The organism is Streptosporangium sp. NPDC049376 (assembly GCF_044466505.1).
In the GTDB taxonomy this organism is placed as follows: Bacteria; Actinomycetota; Actinomycetes; order Streptosporangiales; family Streptosporangiaceae; genus Streptosporangium.
The window spans coordinates 428,382-447,934 of sequence record NZ_JBITMT010000005.1 but is presented as its reverse complement, the minus strand read 5'-3'; the positions used below and the strand labels follow the sequence as shown (position 1 = coordinate 447,934).

The 19,553-nt window shown below is 68.9% G+C and carries 19 protein-coding genes; 4 read left to right on the top strand and 15 right to left on the bottom strand.

From position 1 onward, the window contains the following. Positions 1-90: 90 nt before the first annotated feature. Positions 91-411, bottom strand: coding sequence for a DUF6355 family natural product biosynthesis protein (locus tag ACIBVQ_RS17565; RefSeq protein WP_399178514.1), 321 nt, complete (start codon positions 409-411; stop codon positions 91-93). A 395-nt stretch (positions 412-806) separates the two neighbouring features. On the opposite strand from ACIBVQ_RS17565, the gene ACIBVQ_RS17560 reads away from it, so the two are divergent. After that, positions 807-1,118 (top strand): hypothetical protein, encoded by a 312-nt coding sequence (locus ACIBVQ_RS17560; RefSeq protein ID WP_399178512.1) that lies wholly within the window; start codon positions 807-809, stop codon positions 1,116-1,118. A 271-nt stretch (positions 1,119-1,389) separates the two neighbouring features. Here ACIBVQ_RS17560 and ACIBVQ_RS17555 read toward each other — a convergent pair whose 3' ends face one another. Together ACIBVQ_RS17555 and ACIBVQ_RS17550 are read right to left on the bottom strand one after the other, a co-directional pair. After that, positions 1,390-2,424 carry an IS630 family transposase gene (locus ACIBVQ_RS17555; protein WP_399178510.1) on the bottom strand — a complete coding sequence of 345 codons (1,035 nt, stop codon included), beginning with the start codon at positions 2,422-2,424 and terminating at the stop codon, positions 1,390-1,392. A 160-nt stretch (positions 2,425-2,584) separates the two neighbouring features. Next, positions 2,585-2,983 (bottom strand): hypothetical protein, encoded by a 399-nt coding sequence (locus ACIBVQ_RS17550; RefSeq protein WP_399178509.1) that lies wholly within the window; start codon positions 2,981-2,983, stop codon positions 2,585-2,587. A gap of 145 nt (positions 2,984-3,128) precedes the next feature. Here ACIBVQ_RS17550 and ACIBVQ_RS17545 point away from each other — a divergent pair, with 145 nt between their 5' ends. Beyond that, positions 3,129-3,464 (top strand): hypothetical protein, encoded by a 336-nt coding sequence (locus ACIBVQ_RS17545; RefSeq protein WP_399178507.1) that lies wholly within the window; start codon positions 3,129-3,131, stop codon positions 3,462-3,464. A gap of 551 nt (positions 3,465-4,015) precedes the next feature. Here ACIBVQ_RS17545 and ACIBVQ_RS17540 read toward each other — a convergent pair. The 6 genes from ACIBVQ_RS17540 to ACIBVQ_RS17515 all read right to left on the bottom strand — a co-directional run bounded on the left by ACIBVQ_RS17540 (position 4,016) and on the right by ACIBVQ_RS17515 (position 9,498). Continuing rightward, on the bottom strand, positions 4,016-4,309 hold the full coding sequence (locus ACIBVQ_RS17540) for a hypothetical protein (protein ID WP_362773468.1): 294 nt from the start codon (positions 4,307-4,309) through the stop codon (positions 4,016-4,018). A gap of 127 nt (positions 4,310-4,436) precedes the next feature. Then, entirely contained in the window at positions 4,437-4,742 is a 306-nt protein-coding gene (locus tag ACIBVQ_RS17535; RefSeq protein WP_399178505.1) for a hypothetical protein, read from the bottom strand. Positions 4,743-5,132: 390 nt separating this feature from the next. Continuing rightward, on the bottom strand, positions 5,133-5,510 hold the full coding sequence (locus ACIBVQ_RS17530) for a peptidase inhibitor family I36 protein (RefSeq protein ID WP_352010638.1): 378 nt from the start codon (positions 5,508-5,510) through the stop codon (positions 5,133-5,135). A gap of 645 nt (positions 5,511-6,155) precedes the next feature. Then, positions 6,156-7,253, bottom strand: coding sequence for an IS630 family transposase (locus ACIBVQ_RS17525; RefSeq protein ID WP_399178502.1), 1,098 nt, complete (start codon positions 7,251-7,253; stop codon positions 6,156-6,158). Positions 7,254-8,278: 1,025 nt separating this feature from the next. After that, positions 8,279-8,593 carry a hypothetical protein gene (locus tag ACIBVQ_RS17520; RefSeq protein WP_399178500.1) on the bottom strand — a complete coding sequence of 105 codons (315 nt, stop codon included), beginning with the start codon at positions 8,591-8,593 and terminating at the stop codon, positions 8,279-8,281. Then, positions 8,590-9,498, bottom strand: a complete 909-nt coding sequence (locus ACIBVQ_RS17515) for an ADP-ribosylglycohydrolase family protein (protein WP_399178498.1) — start codon at positions 9,496-9,498, stop codon at positions 8,590-8,592. The genes ACIBVQ_RS17520 and ACIBVQ_RS17515 overlap by 4 nt, the downstream gene beginning before the upstream one ends. Before the next feature lie 275 nt (positions 9,499-9,773). Between ACIBVQ_RS17515 and ACIBVQ_RS17510 the strand changes: the two genes are divergently transcribed. Then, complete coding sequence (locus ACIBVQ_RS17510; RefSeq protein ID WP_399178496.1) at positions 9,774-10,466, top strand: DUF6348 family protein; 693 nt, start codon at positions 9,774-9,776, stop codon at positions 10,464-10,466. Positions 10,467-10,769: 303 nt separating this feature from the next. On the opposite strand, the gene ACIBVQ_RS17505 is transcribed toward ACIBVQ_RS17510, so the two are convergent. From ACIBVQ_RS17505 to rhaI, 3 genes are read right to left on the bottom strand one after another with little or no spacing between them, the layout of a single operon-like run. After that, positions 10,770-12,197: a rhamnulokinase family protein gene (locus ACIBVQ_RS17505; RefSeq protein ID WP_399178494.1), complete on the bottom strand. Its 1,428-nt coding sequence runs from the start codon at positions 12,195-12,197 to the stop codon at positions 10,770-10,772. Further along, a complete protein-coding gene (locus ACIBVQ_RS17500) occupies positions 12,194-14,248 on the bottom strand; it encodes a bifunctional aldolase/short-chain dehydrogenase (protein WP_352010631.1) in 2,055 nt (684 codons plus the stop codon). The genes ACIBVQ_RS17505 and ACIBVQ_RS17500 overlap by 4 nt, the downstream gene beginning before the upstream one ends. A 49-nt stretch (positions 14,249-14,297) precedes the next feature. Next, positions 14,298-15,464, bottom strand: a complete 1,167-nt coding sequence (rhaI, locus tag ACIBVQ_RS17495; RefSeq protein ID WP_362909057.1) for an L-rhamnose isomerase — start codon at positions 15,462-15,464, stop codon at positions 14,298-14,300. Between the two features lie 206 nt (positions 15,465-15,670). On the opposite strand from rhaI, the gene ACIBVQ_RS17490 reads away from it, so the two are divergent. Next, positions 15,671-16,678 (top strand): LacI family DNA-binding transcriptional regulator, encoded by a 1,008-nt coding sequence (locus ACIBVQ_RS17490; protein WP_386186755.1) that lies wholly within the window; start codon positions 15,671-15,673, stop codon positions 16,676-16,678. Between the two features lie 86 nt (positions 16,679-16,764). On the opposite strand, the gene ACIBVQ_RS17485 is transcribed toward ACIBVQ_RS17490, so the two are convergent. From ACIBVQ_RS17485 to ACIBVQ_RS17475, 3 genes are all read right to left on the bottom strand, one after another. Further along, on the bottom strand, positions 16,765-18,357 hold the full coding sequence (locus tag ACIBVQ_RS17485) for an AMP-binding protein (protein ID WP_399178491.1): 1,593 nt from the start codon (positions 18,355-18,357) through the stop codon (positions 16,765-16,767). A gap of 1 nt (position 18,358) precedes the next feature. Next, positions 18,359-18,532: a hypothetical protein gene (locus ACIBVQ_RS17480; RefSeq protein WP_386186758.1), complete on the bottom strand. Its 174-nt coding sequence runs from the start codon at positions 18,530-18,532 to the stop codon at positions 18,359-18,361. Positions 18,533-18,602: 70 nt separating this feature from the next. Next, positions 18,603-19,460, bottom strand: a complete 858-nt coding sequence (locus ACIBVQ_RS17475) for an alpha/beta hydrolase (protein ID WP_352010738.1) — start codon at positions 19,458-19,460, stop codon at positions 18,603-18,605. Positions 19,461-19,553 lie beyond the last annotated feature (93 nt).

The window sequence follows — 19,553 nt, the reverse complement described above, 5'->3', positions numbered from 1 at the left end:
GTTACCAGGAAAATCCAATGAGCCTCTGACGCCGACAAATGCAGACGTCCGCCGCTTTGGGGAGCAGCGGACGTCAAGAGCTGATTCGGCTCAGCAGAGAGAGCCCTTGTACCAGGCGTTATGAACCTCGTAAGTAGTGCCGAGGTAGGTCCTTCCTGGCCCGACGCACCGGTCGTAGTCGCTCAGCGGCCACGTCCGTTCTACGCGGATGAGGACATGAGTGCTGGGGTCGCAGTGGTTGTAGTAGGCGGCGGCGAGGGCCGGGGTGGGGTCCCAGCCGCAGGCGAGTGCCTTTGTTTCAGCCGTGCTGGACGCAGATGCCGTGCCCGACGTTGCGAGCACGCCGAGCGTGGACAAAGCGGCTATACCAAGCGCGATGCTCTTCTTCCGGCACTTCAGATTGGAGATCATTTGCGCACCTTCCGGAGTGAGGATTTTCATTTCCGAGGGTCACGCACACCACACATTTACGCCATAAGAAAAAATGCCATTAAGCACCGGTTTACTGCCAACCCTGACACGCGGTCGCACAGCAGGACGCCACCGTCCGGAAGGGCGGAGGCACCGCCTCGGGCGGAGGTGGGCGAGATATCGTCGATCGACTTCCCGGGCACCGTGCAGGACCGAGGCATCGCCTTGTACGACTGACGCGACGCCGAGCGGTACGGCGACGCCCTCGCGGTGCGGCTCCAGGAAGGCGGGGGCGTCGTTGTCCGCTTCCGGCCAGGAAGTGAGACCGCTCTCCCGGGTTACCTTCGAGGCGCTCCCCCGAACGGTCTCGCCAACCTTCATGAAAGGGCACCCCCATGTCCCTGATCAAACGCCTCGCCGTCACCGCCGCCGCCGTCGTTCTCGCGGCTCCGCTGGCGGCGGCCCCGGCCACCGCTTCCACCGACCGCACCTTCGTCTGCGCTCAGGGAAGGATGGAGAGCGGCGAGCCGATGTTCCACTTCCTGTGGCTGACCGGAGAAGGATGCACCGGGCCCATGACCCCGCTGTCCTCCGGTCCCGGCGTGATCACCATCACCCCCTGGGGCCAGAGCTATAGCTGCGCGGGAGTGCTCGTATTGGACAGCTCCAACGTGTTCGCCAACGCGAAGGAATGCGTCTGGCTGTAGCGGCTCGACGGCGCCCCCGCCCAGAAGGATGGGGGCGCCGTTGCTTGCGGCCGTCGGCGTCGCGGGCCAGACTGGTGGCTCGTCACCCTGTGAGGGATCGTGACTTGTAAGTCACTCAGATCTCGGGCCGCTCTCGCCTGTATGTACTCATCAGCCCTACGAGGGTTCGCAACACATCCAAGATGCCATCGGCCGTCGCCTGCCAGTGAGACTTCCTCACCGCCCTTCGAGGGTTCAGACATGACGGCGCCCCGCCTCTACGGCTTCCGTTCTAAGCGGCATTCCAGAAGTTCCGCTTGTAACCGGCCGGGAGCCAGGGGCTGGTCCACGGGGCGGCGGTGGCCAGCAACTGGTCCGGCGAACGCGCGCGGAAGAAGACATGAATCTGTCGCAGGCGGCCGGGCCAGGTGACGGCGGTGTTGGCGATGAACGCCTTGAGCGCGGCCCAGATCCGCTCGACCGGGTTGTCGTGCGGGCTGTAGCGCGCCCCGTACGACATCCCCACCCGCGGATGCGCCCGCAGATAGGACGCCACGGCCCGGGCGTGGTGAATGCTGTCGTTGTCGCAGATCACCACGATCTTCGGGGCCTCCGGGAACGCGGCGGCCACCTCACCCGGCAGCTGCAGGAAGTCGGCCGCGCACCGGCGGCCCAGCCGATACACCCACCGCCCCGTGGTCAGCTCCACCGCGCCGAACACGGTGACCTGCCGGTTCTTACCCGGGGTGACAACGTCCGGGCGAGCGCCGCGCAACGTCCAGCCCGCTCGGATGTGCGGCAGCAGGTTCACGTGGGTTTCATCGGCGGCCCAGACCACCGCTCCACGCGGCAGCGCGCGCAGCCGCGCGGCGATGGCGGCCACCGTCCGCCACCGGTCCGGATCGCCCCGGGCCACCAGCTTGGGACGCCGCCAGACGGCAACTTGACGCACCCGCCGATACAGCGTGCGCCTGCTCAACCGGGGCCGGTTGAGGTAGCGCCACAGCCGCGCAAGAGTCCACGGCCCCGGCCGGGCCAGCAGCGCGGCGATCCGGCCCGTCAAGCGCTCCCCGCCCAGACGGGGGCGGCCCGGGCGGGGCCGGTCGGCCAGTCCTGCCAGGCCGTGACGGTTGAAGCGGCCGATCCATCGGCGCACCGTGGCGGCGTCATAGCCCAGCAGCTCGGCGATCTGCGCCGCCGGCAGGCCGTACAGCGACAACAGAACCATCACCGCGCGCAGCGCCGGACGCCAGTGGCCGCGCAGCTGGGCGTGTAGCTGATCGATCGAGGTGGCCGGGGCTTGGGCAAACACGATGGGCGGGCGCATACTGACCACGACCTCGCCGGTGGGTGGACGTTGTGGCAACCTCGATCCAACCCCCGGCGAGGCCCGTGTCAACACCCTCATGCCCCGGTGATCTCACGCCTGGTTACGCGCAGAACTTCTGGATAGGCGCTTAGCCGCCACGACAACAGGGCTCGGCGGATCAACGGCAGCGGAAGTCCAGGCCAGGGCCGGTGCCGTCATAGAGCTCCACGATCGCCACCCCTCTGGTGGCCTCCGCCTCCGAGAAGTACGCGGAACGCTTCGACGGTTCCGACAGCCACACGGTGATGTCCGGCGAGGAGCCATCGACGCCCGCGATGTTCGCGCGATCGTAGTACTCGGTCAGTTCGCGACCGGTGAGCGCCGTACGCAGTGTGAACCGGGCGCGGTAGTCGCAGTGGTCGCCACTGCCGCGGAGTGCGATGGACGCATCGGAGCCATCATCCATCAGTTCGCTTTTCGGCGGCAGCGGGTAGCTCTCAAAGCTGTCGACCATGGCTGCCAGCTTCGCGTCATTGACCCACATAGGGATCTTGATGAGGAGGAACAGGCCGATCACCGGCAGGAGGGTGACTACGAGACAGCCTCCTTTTGAGCCACGTCAGAACGACTCTTTGAGCGGCTCGTCGCTGACAGCAGGTGGAACGCCTTGCATGGCACCATCCGACGTCGGTCTATGTCACGGGGTAGACATCCTGCAGCTCATGAAGATCACCTGGCAAGGCCGCTTCCAGAACCATCAGCACGGCTCCCGCCGCATCGTGCACGGTGGCCAGCACGCCGAGGACGGGCTTGGAGCCGCCGAGCAGCTCGCTCTCCTCTTTTCTGGGACTGCGAGCTGTGAGGCGTTCGGTGATGTGGTCGAACCGCATGTGCTTGACCGCCTGGAGGTGCTGGCGCACTCCCTGCCGCAGCGGTTCGGGCTTGCATCCTTGACTTCTACTCCGACGGTCGCAGGTTCGAATCCTGCAGGGCGCGCTTCGCATGACCAGCCAAAAGATCCTCTGACCAGCGGCGACGCCGGGCAGAGGCTCTCTTGACATGTGCGGTTGGGGGCGGGCGACTGCGGCTGGTTGTGTCTAATGCGTACACAAGTTTCCAGGCCTGCCGCGGATCACGCGCCGTCTCCTCCCGGGCGCTTCGGCGATTCGGCGCTTGGCGGCCTCGTCCTGGCCGGCGATGCACTTGGCATAGATCCTGAGCAGGACTTCGGTTGCGGTTTCGGCGTCGAGTTCCTGCCCCGCTCCGTTCAGCTGCGGCCCAGCCCTGTGAAGAACAGCGACAACGGCCATGAGAGCCGTCAAGGTAGAGCGGCACGTGCTCCCGCGGTCGATGTGAAGACCCGCGTCGGCGGTGCCTCCGTCTTCGGCGTCATGGTCATGGCGGCTTCGAGAGCGTCGCGGGTAGTGGTGTTCCTCGATCGGGTGGTGGTTCTTCGTACCTGGGTGAGGCGTAGAAGCCGCCTGGCGGGTTGCATGGGCAGGATGATCGTGCGCAGGCGAACAGCAGGATGCCCCCGCCTCCGGTCGGAGACTGCGGGGGCGCCAACCGCGCCGGCCACGGGACAGGCGGACGGGATACGTCCCGTTCGTCACAGGTATATGTCGTAGTAGTACCCCCGCATCCCCGGGCGCGGATCGCCGTTGTAGTAGTAGCAGTCGGTTATCGGCAGGTCGGTGAACACCTCCAGCAGCGCCGCATTGCAGGCGGCCAGGGTCGGGTAGGGGCCTCTTCGATACCACTGCTCCATCAGGGAGGGGTGCTCACCGGCAGAGGCGGTGGTGGCGCTTGCCCGGCTGGAGGCGACGGCGGGTGTCGCGCCGGCCAGGACGCCGGCGCTCATCGCCACCAGTACGGCTGCGGTGGACAGTCGACGGATTTTCACGAGGTCTCCTTGCGGCTGGTGGGGGCGCCTTCAGATGAGCACCGATCGGCCGGGGCGGGGAGCTCCCGGTTTCCCATATTTCGGCGGCATGGTCCGATGAACGGGCCGGTTTGTGCCGTGCTGAGGGTCATGGGAGGTACACGTCGAAGTACCAGCCCGTCGGCCAGCCCTGGCCGCCGTCGTAGTGGTAGCAGCCGCTCGCCGAGGTGTAGTCGCCCCGGTCGGCGCCCTCCTGCCGGGCCGCCCGGCATGCCTCCTGGGAGGAGAAAGGTCCCTGCCGGTACCAGTCCGGCGGTAGGGACACAGAGGAACGGGCCTCAGCAGCGGACGTTGTGGCGGTGTCGGCGGCGGTCGCGGTCATCGCACCGGACAGGGCGCTGACTCCCGAGACGAGCACGAGCACCGCTACGGCGCGCAGGATGCGGATCTTCACCACATGGCTCCTCTGCAAGGCAGGAATGCTCACCTCAAGATGACCATCGAATGCCCGGGTCGAGGAGCTAACGCTTTCTCATATTTCGGTCGCATGGTGCCGTTCCGCGACCTGCCGGACCGGGCCTGAATCAGTCGCTTACCCGGTCGGCTGTCACGCCGCCCTCGTGCCCGGCCTCGGCGGTGTTCGTGAAACAGCGAGGTTCACGCAGTCGGCGACTCTGGACCCGCCACCGAGACGGCCCGGTGGACGGCGGGACGCCTTCGCGCGACATCACAATGTCCTGCCAGCCTTCGACTGACAGGACATTTGATATTTCAGACACGGCGAAGAGGGTCGGTTTCTTGTGTTATCCGGGGCATTCGCTGCGGGTGATGAATGCCGGAGGGGTCAGCAGGGTTCGATCACAGAAATGCGGTCGTTCCAGGAGCCGCCGCCCGGATAGGTGTCCTTCGTGAGGTTCTTGTAGTAGTGGCCGTGGTCAACGGCCAACTCGAAGCTTGCGCCCGCGGTGTCTCGTGCGCACAGCAGGTAGCCGGTGTCGTTGTACACCGAACTGACCTGGTTGTCGTTGTATGTGAGAGCCCCGCCGGGCGCCGAGAAGCACTCGCGCGCGCCGCCGAAGTCCTTGTGCTGGTAGGTGCAGAACAATCCGGCCTGAGGGGCCGTTTGGGCTGCCGAGGCTGGAAGCGCGCCCATCCCTGCGATCACCGCCACGGCCAAGGCGGTCAACGTACGCGCGGCGAGACGCGCGGATTCCTTGCGCATGAGAGCGCCCTTTCTTCATGGGGATTTCATTTACTTAGACCCTGCTGGAGGCCGCGGCCGCGACAGACATAGGGTGGCATTTATTCGGGAGCCGCGCAATGGTGTTTACGGTAGCCCGAAAACACTTTCCGAAGCTTCCTTATTAATTTCGCTCAGGCGCGGGCGATCGATGGCGCTCTCGACTTGGCGAAGGCACAGAAAGCGCTTACCGAACTCTTTAATGTCCACTTCTGGCCAAGGGGTGAGACCGCTCTCCCGGGTTACCTTCGAGGCGCTCCCCCGAACGGTCTCGCCGGCCCCCTCCGTGAAAGGGCGCCCCCATGTCCTGCAAGCGCTTCGCCGTCACCGCCGCGGCTGCGGTGCTCGCCGCCCCACTGATGGCCGTTCCGGCCGCTTTCTCCGATCCTCTGCCGGAGTTCGTCTGCGCGACGGCGAGGTGGTGGGACGGCGGCAGCCTGACCTGGTCCGGGAGGCGGACGCCGTTCCTGGACGCCAATGGCTGTGACGGGCCCAGACCGGTCAACGGGCCCACTCGGATCGCGGTCACGTCTTGGGGCTATGTCTTCGACTGCCGTGTGACGATGGCCGGAGTAGGGCAGCCCAATGTGACGGGGTATGACTGCGAATTCGCCGGCTAGTGGTGCGTCACGCAACCTTGGCGGGGTAACTGGTCCATGAGCGGATCGGGGAGCTGGCCGCGAAGCTGACCTTAGGCCGGGCGTGCCGGTTGCGCCAGCGGACATAGGAGGCGATGGCGGCGTTCTGCTCGGGATGGCTGCGGTGATCGGTGCCGTTGAGGGCGAAGTAGCGCAGCGCGGCGAACTCGGATTCGATCCAGTTCAGCCAGGAGGCGTAGGTCGGCAGGAACACCAGCTCGACGTCGTTGGCGACGGCCCAGGCCTTGACCTGGGGATGCTTGTGCGGCGAGTAGTTGTCCACAATCAGGTGGAGCGTGCCGCCGGGCCAGCGCTCGCGCAGAGACTTACAGAACGACAGGAACTCCCGCCACCGCTTGCGCTCACGGATCCGGTAGTAGATCTTCCCGGTGGCCAGGTCCAGGGCGCCGAGCAGGTGCATGACCCCGCTGTAGCGGTTGTAGGTGGCCCGCAGGCGGCGGGGGTTCTTGCCCGGCCGCCAGGCCTTGCCCTTGCGAGGTTGCAGGTTGAGCGGCCCGAATTCGTCCACGCAGATCACTCGGCCGTCCTTGAGTGGGGTGTCGTAGAGGGCCAGGACGCGCTGCATCTTGGCGACGAAGTCGGTGTCGTTGCTGTTCTTCCACGTCGTGGTGCTCTGCCATGACACCTTGCCGGCCTTGAGGATCCGCGCCAGGTGCCCACGGCTGATCGAGGTCACCAGCCGTACCTCGACCAGGTGGGCGGCGAGCTTGGACAGGCTCCAGGTGGAAAAGGCGGTGATGCCCCACTCGGCGGGGGTCGTCCGGGCGATGAGGCAGATGCGCTCGCGCACCCACTCACTGATCCTCTGTGGACGGCCCCCGCTCCATTTTGGGTCCAGGGCATCAAACCCCCGCTCGTTGAACGCGTGCACCACCTGGCGCACGTAGTCGTCGCTGACCTGCATCAACGTCTTGATGGCGGAAGCGGATTGCCCTTGCGCGGACATCAGCACCACGATGGCTCGCCGCAGCTTCACCGGATCCTTGGCGGAGCGGGTGATCCTCTGCAGGCGCCGTCCCTCCTCCATCGTCAACGCACGGACGAACACCTCGGGTTTACGCGCCACGACCACCTCCCAGAACTACTCCGGGACCAGGCTGCCGGGCTCACCCCGTCAGATCAAATAGCCCAGCAAGGTTCGGTGACGCGCCACTAGCCGGGAGTCTCGCCCGGCGCGGTCCCCTGCCCGGCCTTCCTCATCATCCTCATCGCCCCTGTGAGGGGCCGGCGCCCCGCCTCCAGCATGGAGGCGGGGGCGCTGTCGCTTGCGGTCGTCGACGTCGCGGAGCAGACTGAGGGGGCTCATCATCCTCAGAGGGATCGCAGCAAGAACACCGGAACCGGCGACTCCCCGACCTTGCCTCATCGCCCTTGTGAGGGTTCGCGACATGCAAGGCCAGACGCCGCCGTTCTGGTACTCGCCTCATCACCCCGTGAGGGGTCACAGCGCGCAGACGCCGTTCACGTCCCGTGCGGGACGCCGCGTCCTCATCGCCCCCACGAGGGGTCGCAACACGTCCGAGCAGGAGCCGTCTGTGGCCTGCAGCGAGACTTCCTCACATGACGACGCCCGGTCCTTCCGGACGGAGGCGTTCTCGGCTTGGCGAAGGCGTGGAAAGCGCTTGCCTCGTCCTTCCTGGTGCGTATCGTCCGCTTAGGAAAGTTTCTTACTGGAAGTGCCATTTACCTTCGGAACCGGAGGAAGCGCACATGAGAAGAAACCGGGTTACGTCCGCGTCCGCCACCGCCCTGCTCACCGCCTCCCTGCTGGTGGGCTCCGCATCCCCCGCCCAACGCCGCCCTGACAGGCTGCACCGCGTGGCACTCGGGTAACACCGCCTACAGCCAGTGCACGGGCGGCACGGGCCAGCAGGCGATCCCCGCCGAGGGCCTGCACGTAAACCCCAGGTGGGGTACATCTACCGCGATGGCGACCCAGTAGGGGTGGGCGAGATCTCGTCCGCGTACATCTCGGGCACCCTCCTCGGCTACAGGATCATCCTGCTCGACTGACGCGGCGCTGAACGGCATGACGGCGCCCCCACCTCCATGGAGGACGGGGGCGCACCGTTCGTCAGGCCACGGGCGCAGTCACCACATGCCGACATCCTTGGCACAGCCGCCGGAGCCTGGAACGTCGTTCGAGAGTTCCGGAGCGTCCGGGGCGGGCAACGGGACGGGGCCGGTCAGCGCGGAGGCGTCCAGCCGGGACAGAGTCACGGTGCCGGGGTCGGCTTTCTTGTAAGCGGCGGGGAGGGCGGCGGCGTGCGCACGCGACGCGGCGTCGGCCCGCTCGCCGTCGAACTCTCCGTTCGCGTCCACTTCCCAGGCGTAGGTGCGCATCGGCATCGTGATCCGCTCATACGGCTGTCCGCGGTTGGTCCTTGGCGCAGACGTCCGGCTCATAGGGTGAGTGGTGGGGCTCCCGCCCAGTTCGGTAGTGGTTCGCATCTGCTTGCCCACTCCGGAGGGAGAAAGCCGAGGGTCCCTGAAGCCGCGATGACGCCGCCGACGATGGCGCAGGTGGTGTCGACGTCGCCGCCGGCTGTCGCGGTGGTCCACATGGCCGCTTCGAAGTCACGACGTTCGCGGGCCGCCACCCAGAGCGTGAAGGGAACCGTGTCGTGGGCGCTGACCTGTCGCCCGTTCCCCAGGGTCTGAGCGGCGAGCACGGGATCACCGATGGTGAGGAGCCTGCGGGCTTCGTCGATGCCTTCCCGGACCAGGCTCACGGGCACGTGTTCCCTGACCCTGTCGAGAAACCGCCCTGGGGAGAGGTCGGGTTCCCTGACCACCGTCGCCGAAGCCACGGCTACGGCGACGGCTCCGGCCACCGCTTCCGGGTGTGTGTGGGTGACCTGCGCCGACAGGGCCGCCTGTCGGACGACCTCCGCGAGGTCATCGGCGAGCCAGGCACCGAGCGGTGCCACTCGCATCGCGGCGCCGTTGCCCCATGAGCCCTTGCCGTCGAACAACTCAGCCGAAAGCGCCCGCCAGTCGCCGCCTTCACGGACAAGGCGAAGCATCCGGTTGGTGGCCGGGCCGTACCCGCGGTCGAAATCGTGACGGGCCGCGAAGCTCGCGGCGAGCCTGTCCTGGTCGGCGACACCGTGATCAGCCAGGACGCGGTAGATGGAGCACGCCATCTCGGTGTCGTCGGTCCACTGCCACGGGTCGGGCGGAAGCAGACGGCCAGAGAGAGCGTGACGACTGGCCGGAACGAAGAACTGGGAACCGAAGGCGTCGCCGAGGGCCAGTCCGTGCAGAGAGGCCGTGGCGCGCGCGAGAGGAGTGGATGGCATCTCCTTCATTGTGAGGGGTGACGGGCCGGATGTGTCCGACCGTGGGAGCGCCTGCGAACCGCCTTCGGCACGCCCCAGGAGGGTTCGGCCACCTGGTCCCGGCTGACGACGCGGTTGGCGTACCGGCCGGAACCTCCGGCCCATGCGACTGCCCGCGGCCGGAGGATCCTCGGTGGCCTCACGCCGTACGGCGGTGATCAACCGCAACGGTGGCGGTTACCTGCAGTGCGGTACGGTTTGCCCTGGTTCGTAACGATCATGGTGAACGTGAGGAAGGAGTCGTCATGGACGATGACCGGCTGCCGGACGAGGTCGTGTTGGATATGGTCGCCCGGCGGTTGACCGAGGCCACGGACAAGCCCTGGCACGTCACGGACGGCATGGTCAGAGGGTCCGGCTCGGTCGCCGTCGTGCTCGGCGAGGATCACACCGGCAGTCCCGGCCACCTTGACCTTGATTTCGTTCTCAACGTCGACCGGCCGGACGACACCACGATCAGCGACTGCGTCGTGGGATACGGCGGCACCACCGAGGAGGCCGTGGATCGTGCGATCCAGCTCTGGCTGGGCACCACCGGCAGCGCCCTCTTCGAACTTCTCAGCCAGGACGGCTCCTTCGCCGGGCACTTCGCCGCCGACGCGCCCGACGGGTTCCCCGGCTGGCACGCCATCCACGGCGGTATCACCGGGTGGGGCACGGGCGACGACTTCCTGGCCGTCCAGCACTGGGCGGTGGACAACCCGCTTCTGCCCCGGCTGGCCCCGGTGCTGGGGAGCACGTTCGAGCGTGACCACCTGATCGGCATCAAGGCGTTCTTCGGCGGTGGCAAGGACACCGAGACCACCGAAATCCGGGTCAACGGCGTCCGTCACGAGGCGGCCTCGGAGATGCTGGCCGATCTGGACTGGCCTCGACCGGCCGAAGGTCTGTCCTACGCTCGGACGTTCGTGCTGCTCGTGCACAACGAGACCGGGTGAGAGCGGGACACCGCGGTTCTCGAACGAGAAGGCCGGCGAAACAGGTGGGACGCCCCGGCTTTCCACGCTCGGCCTGCTTCGCCGTACCGTGAACCCTTCGCTCCCGCCGCCACGCCGTACGGCACGGCATCCGCGCCGAAACCGCATCCCTGGCCGGATGGCGCAGCGCGGAACCACTGCGAACACGCCAGGTCGCGGTTCACGAGGCCGGCATCCCGAGGCCCTCGCCCACGTCTCCGGCGAACGGACCCACGTCCTGCCGTGCCCCTCCAGCGCGTCCACGCCCCCGCCGGTGCCCGGTGTTCAGCAGGCCGGGTCGTGGCGGGTCGGGGTGAAGGCGTGGGCGACGAGGGAGCGGAGGGTCTCCAGGTCGCCGTTGGCGAAGCCCGCGGAGCGGGCCTGGATCAGGACGTTGCCGATGGCCGTGGCCTCCACGGGGCCCGCCAGCACCGGCAGGCCCGAGCGGTCGGCCGTACGTTGGCAGAGCAGCGTGTTGAGCGCGCCGCCGCCCACGACGTGGATCGTCTCGACGCCGACGCCCGAGAGGGCCGACGCCGTGCGCACGGCGTTCGCGAACGCCTCGGCCAGGCTTTCGACGATCGAGCGGGCGAACTCCGCACGGCTTCGCGGCGCGGCGACCCCGTGTTCCGCGCACCACCGCGTGATGCGCCCCGGCAGGTCGCCCGGGGCGAGGAAGCGCGGGTCGTTCGCGTCGAACACGGGCACCGCGGTCGTGACCGCGGCCGCCTGCGCGAGAAGCCCGGGCAGGTCGATCGGTGACCCGTCGCGTTCCCACCAGCGCACCGACTCCGACAGCAGCCAGAGCCCCATGACGTTGTGCAGGAAGCGCACCCGGCCGTCGACGCCGCCCTCGTTCGTGAAGTTCGCCTCGCGCGCGGCGTCCGTGGTCACCGGCCGTTCGAGTTCGACGCCGACGAGGCCCCAGGTGCCGCAGGAGATGTAGGCCGCGGCCTCGGGACGCATCGGCACGGCGACGACCGCCGAGGCCGTGTCGTGCGAGCCGACGGCCACGACCCGCGTCCCGGCGGGAGCGCCGAGTTCCGCGGCGACCTCGGGCCGCAGGCCGCCGAGCGAGGCGCCCGGCGAGACGAGGCGGGGCAGTACGGACGCGTCGAGCCCGAGCCGGTCGGCGAGTTCGCGGTCCCACTCGCCCGTCCTGACCTCCAGCAGTCCGGTCGTCGAGGCGTTGGTGCGCTCGGCGGCCTTCTCGCCCGTGAGCTGGAAGCCGACGAGGTCGGGGATGAGCAGGAGCGAGTCGGCGAGGCCGAGGCATCCGCCGGCCCGTTCGGCCGCGAGCTGGTACACGGTGTTGAAGGGCAGGAACTGCAGGCCGTTGCGGCGGTAGAGCTCCTCGAACGGCACCCGCGCGTGCACCGCCTCGACCGCGGCCTCGTTGCGTTCGTCGCGGTAGTGGAACGGCTCGCCGAGGACGCGGTCGCCGCGCAGCAGCGCGTAGTCGACGGCCCAGGAGTCCACGCCGATCGACGTGACGCCGGGCTCGCGGCGGAAGGCGTCCGCGAGCCCGTGTGTGAGGTCCCGGTACAGGCCGGTGAGGTTCCAGTGCAGGCCCGACGCCAGGCGCACGGGCCCGTTCGGGAACCTCGCGACGTGGTCGAGCCCGAGCGCGCCCGCCGCCTGGTCGACGTGCCCGACGACGACCCGGCCGCTGGTGGCCCCGAGGTCGACCGCGGCGACCGACCCGGCGGTCATCGCAGGAACGCGGTGGCGACCCCCGCGTCGACCGGGATGTGCAGGCCGGTGGTGTGGCCGAGTTCGGGGCCGGTGAGCACGAACACCGCGTTCGCGACGTGTTCCGGCAGCACCTCGCGCTTCAGGATCGTGCGCTGGGCGTAGAACCTGCCCAGGTCCTCCTCGGGGATGCCGTAGGTCTTCGCCCGGTTGGCGCCCCAGCCTGAGGCGAAGATGCCCGAGCCGCGCACGACGCCGTCCGGGTTGACGCCGTTGACCCTGACGCCGTACTCCCCCAGTTCGACCGCGAGCAGACGCACCTGGTGGGCCTGGTCGGCCTTCGCCGCCGAGTAGGCGATGTTGTTCGGGCCGGCGAACACCGAGTTCTTCGAGGAGATGTAGACGATGTCACCGCCGAGTCCCTGCTCGATGAGCACCCGCGCGGCGGCCTTCGACACGAGGAACGAGCCCTTGGCCATGACGTCGTGCTGCAGGTCCCAGTCGGCCTCGGTCGTCTCAAGGAGCGGCTTCGAGAGCGAGAGTCCTGCGTTGTTCACCACGAGGTCGAGGCCGCCGAAGGCGAGCACCGCCTCGTCGATCGCGGCCTTCACCTGGGCGGCGTCCGTCACGTTCGCCGACACGCCGATCGCGACGTCCGTGCCGCCGAGTTCGGCCGCGACCGCCCGCGCCTTCTCCAGGTCGAGGTCGGCGACGACGACGCAGGCGCCCTCGGCCGCGAGCCGGGTGGCGACGGCCTTGCCGATGCCGGAGGCCGCGCCGGTGACGAGCGCGACGCGCGTGGCGTGCGTCCTGGGCTTCGGCATCCGCCGCAGCTTGGCCTCCTCAAGCGCCCAGTACTCGATGCGGAACTTCTCCTCGTCGGAGATGGGGGCGTAGGTCGACAGCGCCTCGGCGCCGCGCATCACGTTGATCGCGTTGACGTAGAACTCCCCGGCCACGCGCGCGGTCTGCTTGTCCTTGCCGAAGGAGAACATGCCGACGCCGGGCACGAGCACGATCGCCGGGTCGGCGCCGCGGATCGCGGGAGAGTCCTCGGTCGCGTAGGCGTCGTAGTACGCCTGGTAGTCGGCGCGGTAGCGCTCGTGCAGTTCCCTGAGGCGCGTGATGCTCTCCTCGACGCTCGCCGACGCCGGAAGGTCGAGCACGAGTGGCTTCACCTTCGTGCGCAGGAAGTGGTCGGGGCAGCTCGTGCCGAGCTCCGCGAGCGGCCGCAGCTTCTCTCGGGAAAGGAAGTCGAGCACCGCCTCACCGTCGGTGAAGTGGCCGAGCTGCGGCCTGTCGTGCGACGCGAGGCCGCGGATCGTCGGCGCGAGCGCGGCGGCCTTCGCGCGCCGTTCGGCCTCGGGCAGCGGCTCGTAGCCCGGTACGACCGCGCCGAACGGTTCCGGCCTGCCGTGCTCGGCGATGTACGCCGCGGCGGTGTCGATGATCCAGAGCGAGTTCCGCTCGCTCTCCTCGGAGGTCTCGCCCCACGCGGTGATGCCGTGGCCGCCGAGGACACAGCCGACCGCCTGCGGGTTCTTCGCCTTGATCTCCGCGATGTCGAGGCCGAGCTGGAAGCCCGGGCGGCGCCACGGTACCCACACGACCCGGTCCCCGAAGATCCTCTTCGTGAGCTCCTCGCCCGCGGCGGAGGTCGCGACGGCGATGCCCGAGTCCGGGTGCAGGTGGTCGACGTGCGCGGCGTCGACGAGGCCGTGCATGGCCGTGTCGATCGACGGCGCGGCGCCGGCTCCGCCGTACGGCCCGCCAAGGCCGAACAGGCAGTGGTCGAACGCGGCGACCATCTCGTCCTCGCGTTCGACGCCGGGGTACACCTTCACGAGGTCGCGGAGCCGGTCGAGGCGCAGCACCGCGAGTCCGGCCTCGGTGAGGGTGCCGAGGTCACCTCCTGAGCCCTTCACCCAGAGCAGTTCGACGGGCTCGCCCGTGACCGGGTCGGTCTCGGTGCCCTTCGCCGAGGTGTTGCCTCCTGCGTAGTTCGTGTTCTTCGGGTCGGCGCCGAGGCGGTTCGACCGCGCGATGAGGTCGGCGGCTGCCTGGTTCGTCATGAGTGGAGTCCTTCGGTGTGGCGGATGGTGGTCACAGGGCCGTACGGGTTCACGCGCCCCAGCCCGCCTGTGTGCCGCCGACGCGTTCCTCGGCGGTCCTGGCGAGGTAGCCCGACGCGGCGAAGGCCCTCATCGGGTCGGCGGGCAGGCCCCGCGACTCGCGCCACTCCGCGAGGGCCGGGCGCACGTCGGTGTGGAAGGCGTCCATGAGGACGTGGTTGGCCTCCAGCACGTCGCCGCCGCGCTGGGCGGCGGCCAGGGCCGCACGGTCGACCAGCAGGGCGCGCGCGGTCATCTCCTGCACGTTGAGCACCGAGCGGATCTGGCCGGGGATCTTGTCCTCGACGTTGTGGCACTGGTCGAGCATGAACGCGACGTCGGGGTGGTTGAGGCCGCCGCCGCGGATGACCTCGAAGAGGATGCGGAACAGCTGGAACGGGTCGGCCGCGCCGACGATGAGGTCGTCGTCGGCGTAGAAGCGCGAGTTGAAGTCGAAGGAGCCGAGTTTGCCGAGGCGCAGCAGCTGCATGACGATGAACTCGATGTTGGTGCCGGGCGCGTGGTGGCCGGTGTCGAGGCAGACCACGGCCCTGTCGCCGAGCGCGGCGACCTGGACGTAGCTCGTTCCCCAGTCGGGCACGTCGGTGTGGTAGAACGCCGGCTCGAAGAACTTGTACTCAAGCACGAGGCGCTGCCCGTCGCCGAGCCGGTCGTAGATCGTCCTCAGTGACTCGTGCAGGCGGTCCTGGCGGCCGCGCAGGTCGGCCTGGCCCGGGTAGTTCGAGCCCTCGGCGAGCCAGATCTTCAGGTCGCGGCTGCCGGTGGCGTGCATGACGTCGATGCACTCGAAGTGGTGGTCGATCGCCTTGCGCCGGATCCTCGGGTCCTCGTGGGTGAGGGCGCCGAACCTGTAGTCGTCGTCCTGGAAGGTGTTCGAGTTGATCGTGCCGAGGGCGACGCCGAGCCCTTCGGCGTGCCGGCGCAGGTCGTCGTAGGAGTCGACCCTGTCCCACGGGATGTGCAGGGCCACGGTCGGCGCGAGGGCCGTGTACGCGTGCACCTGTGCGGCGTCGGCGATCTTCTCGTACGGGTCGCGCGGCGTGCCCGGCGTCGAGAAGACCTTGAAGCGGGTGCCCGAGTTGCCGAACGCCCAGCTCGGCAACTCGATGGCCTGCCGTTCGAGCTCGGCCAGGATGTCGGGGGAGAGCGTGGTCACGGTCGTCTCTTTCTGCCGGTCGGATGCCGCCGTCGAACGGGTTTCGCGGTGGCGGGGCTTGGCCGAGAGCGTGAAGGGTAGAATTGAAACGTTTCAAACTGTAGTTACAACGACCCGGCGCGGGCAAGTCACGCCAGCCGCGGCGCGCTATCTTCTCGAAGAGTCCCGGCGATCCGGGGCCGGACCGACGCAGCGAGGGAGAACCCATGACGGTGAGCGTCCGCGACGTCGCAGCCGCGGCGTCGGTCTCGGTGGGCACCGTCTCCAATGTCCTGAACCATCCGGACAAGGTCGCCCCGGCGACCGTCGAACGCGTGCTCTCCGCGATCGAGGAACTGGGCTTCGTCCGCAACGACGCGGCCCGGCAGTTACGGGCCGGAAGGAGTCGTTCGATCGGCCTGGTCGTGCTCGACGTGCGCAACCCCTTCTTCACCGAGGTCGCGCGCGGCGCCGAGGATCGGGCCGCCGCGGAGAGCCTGACCGTGCTGCTCGGCAACAGCGGCGCGAACGGCACCCGCGAGGCGGCGTATCTCGATCTCTTCGAGGAGCAGCGGGTTCACGGCCTGCTGATCACGCCGCTCAACGAGGATCTCGCAAGGCTCGAACGGTTGCGCCGCGGCGGCACCCCGGTCGTGCTCGTCGACAGGCAGGCTCCCCCTCGCAGCTTCTCCTCGGTGGCGGTCGACGACGTCGCAGGCGGGTTCCTCGCCGCACGGCACCTGCTTGGGCGGGGCCGCCGCAGGATCGCCTTCGTGGGCGGGCCGCTGGGCATCCGGCAGGTCTCCGACCGTCTTGAGGGCGCCCGCCGCGCCGTCGCCGAGGTCGCGGGCGCCGCGATCGAGGTGGTCCCGACCGGGAGCCTGACCGTGCCGGAGGGCTGTGCCGTCGGCGAGGCCCTGCAGGAGCGCTCCCCCGCGGAGCGCCCCGACGCGGTGTTCGCCGCCAACGACCTGCTCGCGATGGGACTGCTGCAGGCGCTCATGCTGCGGGGAAGGCTCCGGGTTCCCGAGGACATGGCGCTGATCGGGTACGACGACATCGACTTCGCCGCCACGGCGATCGTGCCGTTCTCCTCGATCAGGCAGCCGGCGGCCCTGCTCGGCCGGACGGCGGTCGACCTGCTGCTCCAGGAGGCGTCGGGCCGGGGAACGGAGGAGCCCAGGCAGGTCGTCTTCCGGCCCGAACTCGTGGAGCGGGCCTCGACGCGGGCCTGATCCCGCCCGCTCCGACGGCGCCACGCAGGCAGGGCGCCCGTGGTCACCACCCGAGACGAGTGGTGACCACGGGCCTCATGACCGGCTCACCGGTCGAGCCCGAGCAGGCGCACCCCCTCCTCGCGCATCTCGACCTTTCGGATCTTGCCGGTGACCGTCATCGGGAACGCGTCGACGACGTGGACGTAGCGTGGGATCTTGTAGTGGGCGAGTTTGCCCGCGCAGAACTCCCTGACGGCCTCGGCGGTCAGGGGGACGCCGCCCTCGCGGATGACGATCCAGGCCATGAGCTCCTCGCCGTACTTCTCGTCGGGCACGCCGATCACCTGCACGTCGGCGATGTCGGGGTGGCGGTAGAGGAACTCCTCGATCTCGCGCGGGTAGACGTTCTCGCCGCCCCTGATGACCATGTCCTTGATCCGGCCGACCACGTTGACGTAGCCGTCGGCGTCCATGGTGGCCAGGTCGCCGGTGTGCATCCAGCGGGCGTCGTCGATGACCTCGGCCGTACGCTCCGGCTCGTTCCAGTAGCCGAGCATCACCGAGTAGCCGCGCGTGCACAGCTCACCCGGCTCGCCGCGCGGCACGGTCAGCCCGCTCTCCGGGCTTGTGATCTTGACTTCGACGTGCGGCATCACCTGTCCGACGGTCTCGGTGCGGCGCTCCAGGCTGTCGTCGAACCTGGTCATGGTCGAGACGGGCGAGGTCTCGGTCATGCCGTAGCAGATGGCGACCTCGGCCATGTTCATCTCGGTGACGACGCGCTTCATCACCTCGACGGGGCAGGGCGAGCCCGCCATGATGCCGGTGCGCAGGCTGGACAGGTCGTACCGCCCCGCGAGGGCGAGTTCGGCGATGAACATGGTCGGCACGCCGTACAGGGAGGTGCATCGTTCCTGCTGTACGGCCCGCAGCGTCGCCTCGGGGTCGAAGCCGGGCGCGGGGATGACCACGCACGCGCCGTGGGAGGTGGCGCCGAGGTTGCCCATCACCATGCCGAAGCAGTGGTAGAAGGGCACCGGCAGGCACACCCTGTCGTGCTCGTCGTAGTGGAGGAGCTCGCCGACGAAGAACCCGTTGTTGAGGATGTTGTGGTGCGAGAGCGTCGCGCCCTTGGGGAAGCCGGTCGTGCCGGAGGTGTACTGGATGTTGATCGCGTCGTCGGCGCCCAGCGAGGCCATGCGCTCGCGCAGCCGCTCCTCGGGGGCGGTCAGCGCCAGCAGCCGGTCCCAGCCGGGGTCGCCGAGGTAGACGACGTCGGTGAACCCGATCTCCTCGACCATCGCGCGGTAGTCGCTGCCCTTGTGCGTGAGCGCGCTGACGAGCAGGCGCAGTCCCGACTGCCTGACGACGTAGTCGAGCTCGTGACTGCGGTAGGCGGGGTTGACGTTGACCAGGATCGCGCCGATCTTCGCGGTGGCGTACTGGACGATCACCCATTCGGCGCAGTTGGGTGCCCAGATGCCGATCCGGTCCCCCTTGGCGATCCCGGAGGCCAGGAGCGCGAGGGCCAGCCGGTTCACGTCGGCGTCGAGCTCGGTGTAGGTCCAGCGGCGACCGGAGGGCACATCGACGAGCGCCTCGCGGTCGCCGAAGCGCCGTACGGTCCGCTCGAAGTTGTCGCCGATGGTCTCGCCCAGCAGCGGGGTCGGCGCCGCCGCGTTCGAGTAGGACTGCATGTCACAACCTCCGGTCGTCGGTGGGTGCGTTGAAGATCATGGTGTGCCCGGACGGCCGGGGGCGCCGGTGCGCGTCGCGTGGGCCACGGCCCGCGGCGTGTCCGGCGCCCGGCGCCTCGGAGACGAAGGGCGGCGTACCGGGGAGGACCGGCCCGGCGGTGGTCCGCGTGATCACGCGCGGCGCCGTCCGGCCGCCGCCCCGGCGAGCGGGTCCGCGCCGCGCGTGATCCGCCACGGTGGTTCTCCTAGGTGAGGTTCTTGAGGGCCTGGTTCTGCCAGGCGGTGTTGGTGGGGAGTTCGGCGGTGGCGCCGACGAACGCCCCGCGGGCCTGGGTGTCGGCCTGGAGGCGGTAGCGCAGCCAGGCGGTCACGTAGCCGAGGAAGGCCCCGCCGGTGTTCTGGATGTCGTTGTGTCCCGCGCCCTTGAGCAGTGCCTTACCCGCTCCGGCGCCCGCCTGGTCGTAGTAGCCCTGCAGGGTCCCGGCCGAGGAGATCAGCCAGTCGTCCGCGCCGCTGAGGAAGAGCACCGGGCAGGTCAGGGCGGCGACGGAGAACTCGTCTCCGGGGCCGGCCATCCACTGCGCGGGCACGGCGATCGGCACGACGGTCTTGATCAGCCCGGCCGACTTGTTGGCCGCGTTGATGGACCCGCCCGCGCCCTGGGAGTGGCCGACGGCGGCGACCTGGGCGGTGTCCAGCTTGCCGTGGAAGACGCTGGCGGGGTCGGTGTTGAGGCCGACGAGGTGCTGGGCGGCGTCGATGATCTCGGCGCCGGTGCCCGTGGTCGTGTCGGTCGAGGCGACCACGGCGAAGCCCCACGAGGCGAGGTGGTTGAGCAGTCCCGGATAGTTGTCGGGGGTGGCCCACGAGCCGTTGCCCCAGGTGACGATCGGATGGACGACGCCGCCCGCGCCCAGGGTCGAGGGGTAGTAGAGCCGGTGGCCGCCCGAGGTGCCGGTGGCGACCGGCCACGGACCCGCCGCCTTGTAGATCGTCTCGATGGTCGAGGCGGCGTTGGCCTCGGCGGTCCACGACAGGAATCCGGCCGACATGAGGCCGAGCGCCCCTGCCCGCAGGGCCTGCCGACGGGTGAAGTTCTCCATGGTCACCTCGTGGATTGTCCGGAGACGCGAACGCCTCCAAGGAGAGGGAAATGCGATCGGTGAGTGGTGTCAAGGAACGAACACGCCCGGTGC

Bases quoted from the DNA above. Each gene is read 5' to 3' on its own strand.
- ACIBVQ_RS17510 (WP_399178496.1), top strand. From the start codon at position 9,774: ATGGACGATGACCGGCTGCCGGACGAGGTCGTGTTGGATATGGTCGCC.
- ACIBVQ_RS17475 (WP_352010738.1), bottom strand. From the start codon at position 19,460: ATGGAGAACTTCACCCGTCGGCAGGCCCTGCGGGCAGGGGCGCTCGGC.
- ACIBVQ_RS17555 (WP_399178510.1), bottom strand. From the start codon at position 2,424: ATGCGCCCGCCCATCGTGTTTGCCCAAGCCCCGGCCACCTCGATCGAT.
- ACIBVQ_RS17500 (WP_352010631.1), bottom strand. From the start codon at position 14,248: ATGACGAACCAGGCAGCCGCCGACCTCATCGCGCGGTCGAACCGCCTC.
- ACIBVQ_RS17545 (WP_399178507.1), top strand. From the start codon at position 3,129: ATGAAGATCACCTGGCAAGGCCGCTTCCAGAACCATCAGCACGGCTCC.
- ACIBVQ_RS17560 (WP_399178512.1), top strand. From the start codon at position 807: ATGTCCCTGATCAAACGCCTCGCCGTCACCGCCGCCGCCGTCGTTCTC.
- ACIBVQ_RS17490 (WP_386186755.1), top strand. From the start codon at position 15,671: ATGACGGTGAGCGTCCGCGACGTCGCAGCCGCGGCGTCGGTCTCGGTG.
- ACIBVQ_RS17485 (WP_399178491.1), bottom strand. From the start codon at position 18,357: ATGCAGTCCTACTCGAACGCGGCGGCGCCGACCCCGCTGCTGGGCGAG.
- ACIBVQ_RS17515 (WP_399178498.1), bottom strand. From the start codon at position 9,498: ATGAAGGAGATGCCATCCACTCCTCTCGCGCGCGCCACGGCCTCTCTG.
- ACIBVQ_RS17565 (WP_399178514.1), bottom strand. From the start codon at position 411: ATGATCTCCAATCTGAAGTGCCGGAAGAAGAGCATCGCGCTTGGTATA.
- ACIBVQ_RS17505 (WP_399178494.1), bottom strand. From the start codon at position 12,197: ATGACCGCCGGGTCGGTCGCCGCGGTCGACCTCGGGGCCACCAGCGGC.
- ACIBVQ_RS17530 (WP_352010638.1), bottom strand. From the start codon at position 5,510: ATGCGCAAGGAATCCGCGCGTCTCGCCGCGCGTACGTTGACCGCCTTG.
- ACIBVQ_RS17520 (WP_399178500.1), bottom strand. From the start codon at position 8,593: ATGAGCCGGACGTCTGCGCCAAGGACCAACCGCGGACAGCCGTATGAG.